Annotated in this window: 3 protein-coding genes; all 3 read left to right on the top strand. The window is 54.3% G+C overall.

Annotation, left to right across the window (positions count from 1 at the left end; all coding sequences use genetic code 11):
- Nucleotides 1-702: 702 nt before the first annotated feature.
- Nucleotides 703-1,014: a helix-turn-helix transcriptional regulator gene (locus tag QZX93_RS06005; protein ID WP_295394428.1), complete on the top strand. Its 312-nt coding sequence runs from the start codon at nt 703-705 to the stop codon at nt 1,012-1,014.
- The gene (locus QZX93_RS06010; protein WP_295394431.1) at nt 1,001-1,888 is read left to right on the top strand and encodes a reverse transcriptase family protein; all 888 of its coding nucleotides are present in this window, start codon (nt 1,001-1,003) and stop codon (nt 1,886-1,888) included. The genes QZX93_RS06005 and QZX93_RS06010 overlap by 14 nt, the downstream gene beginning before the upstream one ends.
- 134 nt (nt 1,889-2,022) lie before the next feature.
- Nucleotides 2,023-3,801 carry a DUF499 domain-containing protein gene (locus QZX93_RS06015; RefSeq protein ID WP_295394434.1) on the top strand — a complete coding sequence of 593 codons (1,779 nt, stop codon included), beginning with the start codon at nt 2,023-2,025 and terminating at the stop codon, nt 3,799-3,801.
- The last annotated feature ends 118 nt before the right edge of the window (nt 3,802-3,919 follow it).

Below are 3,919 nucleotides of genomic sequence, written 5' to 3' on the forward strand. Positions count from 1 at the left end.
CAGTGTTGGTACGATGTTGGGGGGGCAGGATAAAGGACATTTGTTGCATTTCTGGCAAGGATGCTGCCTCAGCAGCCACTGTGCGTCTGATCATCATCGCCAAACTGTGTATAGTGCAATATGTTGAGTTCAGGATTGATCTGCCCACGCTGTGACTTCGCTCTAAGCGAAGTTTTTACTTGACTGGCGAACCCTGGTCGCAGTACACTTCTTCCCAGTCGAGATCGAAACGGAGATATTCGCCACTCACTGGGCTGCACTAGGCGGCCCGAGGAAGGACTCAGAGCCTTCTAACAAATGGTCGGCTGTCCGACGCGGCGTCCCCGTGGTCCTCTGAGGCCGCGGATGACGTAGGCGCGGCGGGCGAAGCCGCGCCAAAGTGCATACCGGGTAAAAAACTGTCGTTCTCCGTCCTCTGTTCGGGCGACGGTCTTCAGCAATTGCGCTGACGACTGCAACAGAGGAGCTTTCCCATGAAGAACGATATCGACACACGGCAGGGGCGGTCTAAGACCTGTGGGCGTAAGGGCTGGCTGTGCTGGCTTCGTAACCCGCGGGTTCTCAACTTTCTGATCAAGTTTGGTTTGGTGATTTTCTGGATTCTAAAGTCATTGAACGAGCTGGTGAAGTTGTTAAAGAGCTAGGCTGCCAGCCCGGATATGTTACTTCCGAATCTAGTCACATCTATAAAGTTGCGGAGCAATGATCGGCAAAGCACTAAGAACAATGAGGGTTTTTCACGATTTGACGCAAAAGGATCTTGCCGAAAAACTTGAAATATCCACATCTCATCTTTCCGAAATCGAATCCGGAAAGAAATCTCCGACATTGTCGTTGCTAGAACGCTACGCGAATGTTTTCAATATCCCTATTTCATCTATCCTGTTTTTTTCTGAGAATATGGATCTGGAAAATCCACGACTAGAGAAAGCAAGAGTAATGATTTCTTCTAAGGTGTTGGCTTTATTGAATTTTATCACTGAGAGATCTGATTTATCTCATGTCGGTCGCTAATAAAAAATCGCCCTACGATTTGCGCCAGTCACCGCTCTTTCGCTTGCGTAAGAAAACCGAGCTTGCGGATTTGTTGCAGTTGACGTGCTCTCAGCTTGTGGAGTTGACCAGCGCGGATGATCTTTATAGCGAATGGGACCAGAGGAAAGGTAACGGAAAGATTCGTCGAATTGAAAGCCCGGAAAACAGGCTGGCACAAGTACAGAAAAGAATAGAAAAGGTTCTATCTCGTGTCGTACTTCCGGGGTTTCTTTACTGTCCTGTCAAAGGCAAGTCATACGTTAATAATGCAAGGCAACATCTCGAAGGCATCGAAGTCAGGTGCCTGGACGTTGCGGACTATTTTACTTCTACGCCGTCGCGACGCGTTTTCTGGTTCTTTGACAGCGTGATGGAATGTTCACATGACGTGGCGGGCATTCTTACCTCCTTGGCGACATATAAGGGACATCTTCCGACAGGTAGCCCTTTGAGTCCGCTGATGTCGTTTTATGCTCACTACGACATGTGGTTGAGCATCTGGGATCTGGCGAAAGCGGCTGGCTGCATAATAACTGTGTACATGGACGATGTTACGATTTCAGGGCCAAGAGTGCCGGATCGCCTGATATGGGAGATAAAGAAAAAAATTAGTCGAAATGGCCTTCGGTATCACAAGGAGAGGAGCTTTGCCGGTGGTCATGCGTGCGAAGTGACTGGGGTTGTTCTTGACCGCGGGGAATTGAAGCTGCCGCATAGACAGCATAAAAAGATGCACGAGTTGCGCCGCGAAATACGTGTTACGCCTAAGGTCGCTGAAATCGAGATATTGAATCGCAAGTTGCTCGGGCGTATAGCGCAAGCTAACCAGATCGCCCGAGAAAATATAAAGTAAAGCGCATCGCGTGCTGCACCCGTCAAGAAATAAAATTGTTCTCTATTTAAGGGTTGTCGAAAATGTGCGAGTGGCTATCCTCATAGAGTTCGAGAAGTCGAGAGTGCTGACAACAAAATGGAAACGAAAAACCAATGAAAACGGTTCGCGACGCCTGCCAGCTCCAACCGAAGGCACTCTCCATCAAGCTCAGTGATCAGATCGAGCAGCTCGATGAGCTGATCCAGGCCGAGGGCGATGGGACGGCCTTCTTTGCCAGGACCCATATCACCCAGGGCATGCAGGACCTGATTGCGGAGGGGATGGCGCGGCTCGCCGGCCACTCAGCCCAGGCCATCTTTCACCTGAAGCAGGCCATGGGCGGCGGTAAGACACACCTCCTCGTCGGGTTCGGCTTGCTCGCCAATAATCCGGCGCTGCGTAAGACCCACTGCGCTGGCGTGGCCCATGCGGAGGTCTTCGGGACCGCGGCGATCGCCGCGTTCAACGGTCGCAATAATCCCGACCATTTTTTCTGGGGCGAGATCGCCAACCAACTCAACAGGGGTGACGAGTTCCGCGCCTTCTGGACCGGCGGTCCCAAGGCCCCGTCCGAGGCAGACTGGCTGCGGCTGTTCGAGGGCGATCAGCCCATCCTGATCCTGCTAGACGAGTTGCCGCCCTACTTTCATTATCTGGACACGCAAAAGGTCGGCAATGGGACGGTCGCAGGCATCGTGACGCGCGCCTTCGCCAACCTCCTCACCGCAGCGGGCAAGAAACGCAATGTCTGTGTCGTGGTCTCGGACCTGGCGGCGGCCTATGCGACGGGCAGTCGCTTGATCAATGAAGCCTTAGCGGATGCCCGTTCGGAACTGGGCCGACAGGAGCGCAGTATCACGCCCGTCGATCTCTCCGCCAACGAGATCTACGACATCCTGCGCAAGCGGCTCTTCATCCAGTTACCGGACCAAACGCAGATCGATGACATTGCCGACGCCTTCGGGCGAAAGCTCGCCGAGGCATCCAAGTCCAAGACCGCCAGCCGTGGTGCGGAGGCCCTCGCCGACGAGATCGCCGCGACCTATCCCTTCCATCCCCGGCTCAAGAACATCATCGCCCTGTTCAAAGAGAACGAGCAGTTTCGCCAGACCTGCGGCCTGATCGAGCTCGTCTCCCGTCTGCTGCGCTCTGTCTGGGACCGTCCGGCTAATGATTGCTTCCTGATCGGTCCCCAGCATTTCGACCTGGGTATTCCCGAGGTTCGCGAGAAACTGACCGAGATCTCTGGCCTACGCGATGTCATCGCCAAGGACCTGTGGGATTTCCAGCAATCGGCCCACGCCCAGATCATCGATTTGCAAACCGGCAAGGAGTCGGCTACCCAGATCGGCGCGCTGCTGCTGACCGCGAGCCTGTCTACCGCTGTCAATGCAGTCAAGGGCTTGAACCGGGAGGAACTGGTCGAGTGTCTGGTTTCGCCGTTGCGCGAGCCGTCAGACTTCCTGGCCGCCTTTGAAGCGTTCGAGCAAATCGCCTGGTACCTGCACCACACCACCGAGGGCCGCTGGTACTTCGATCGGCAGGAGAATCTGACCAAGCTCCTTCAAAGCCTCGCCCACGATGCCCCGGACAACCAAGTCGATAACCTGATCCGCCATCGCCTTCAGTCCATGTTCAAGCCCGTCCGTAAGACCTGCTACGACGACGTGCTACCTTTACCCAAGCTCGCTGACGTGAGCGAGAAGGTGCGCCGTGGTCGCGTGCTGCTGGTGGTGAGTCCCGACTCCAAGGTCCCGCCCGAAGAGGTGCAGCGCCTCTTCGAAGGACTCAGTCAGAAGAATCACCTCTGTGTCTTGACCGGCGACAAGACCGCAATGGGCAGTGTCGAGAAGGCGGCCCGACAACTCTACGGCTCTCTGGGATCTCAGTAGGTCGCATAGTTTCTCAAAAACAGCAGGATAGAGCGGTTACACAAAAAGAAAACGGCTCTATGGCAACGTCTGAAAATAGCGTAAGCCTCTGATATAAAGGTTCGGCAGAGCAGTAATC

This window comes from uncultured Thiodictyon sp., from assembly GCF_903946935.1.
In the GTDB taxonomy this organism is placed as follows: domain Bacteria; phylum Pseudomonadota; class Gammaproteobacteria; order Chromatiales; family Chromatiaceae; genus Thiodictyon.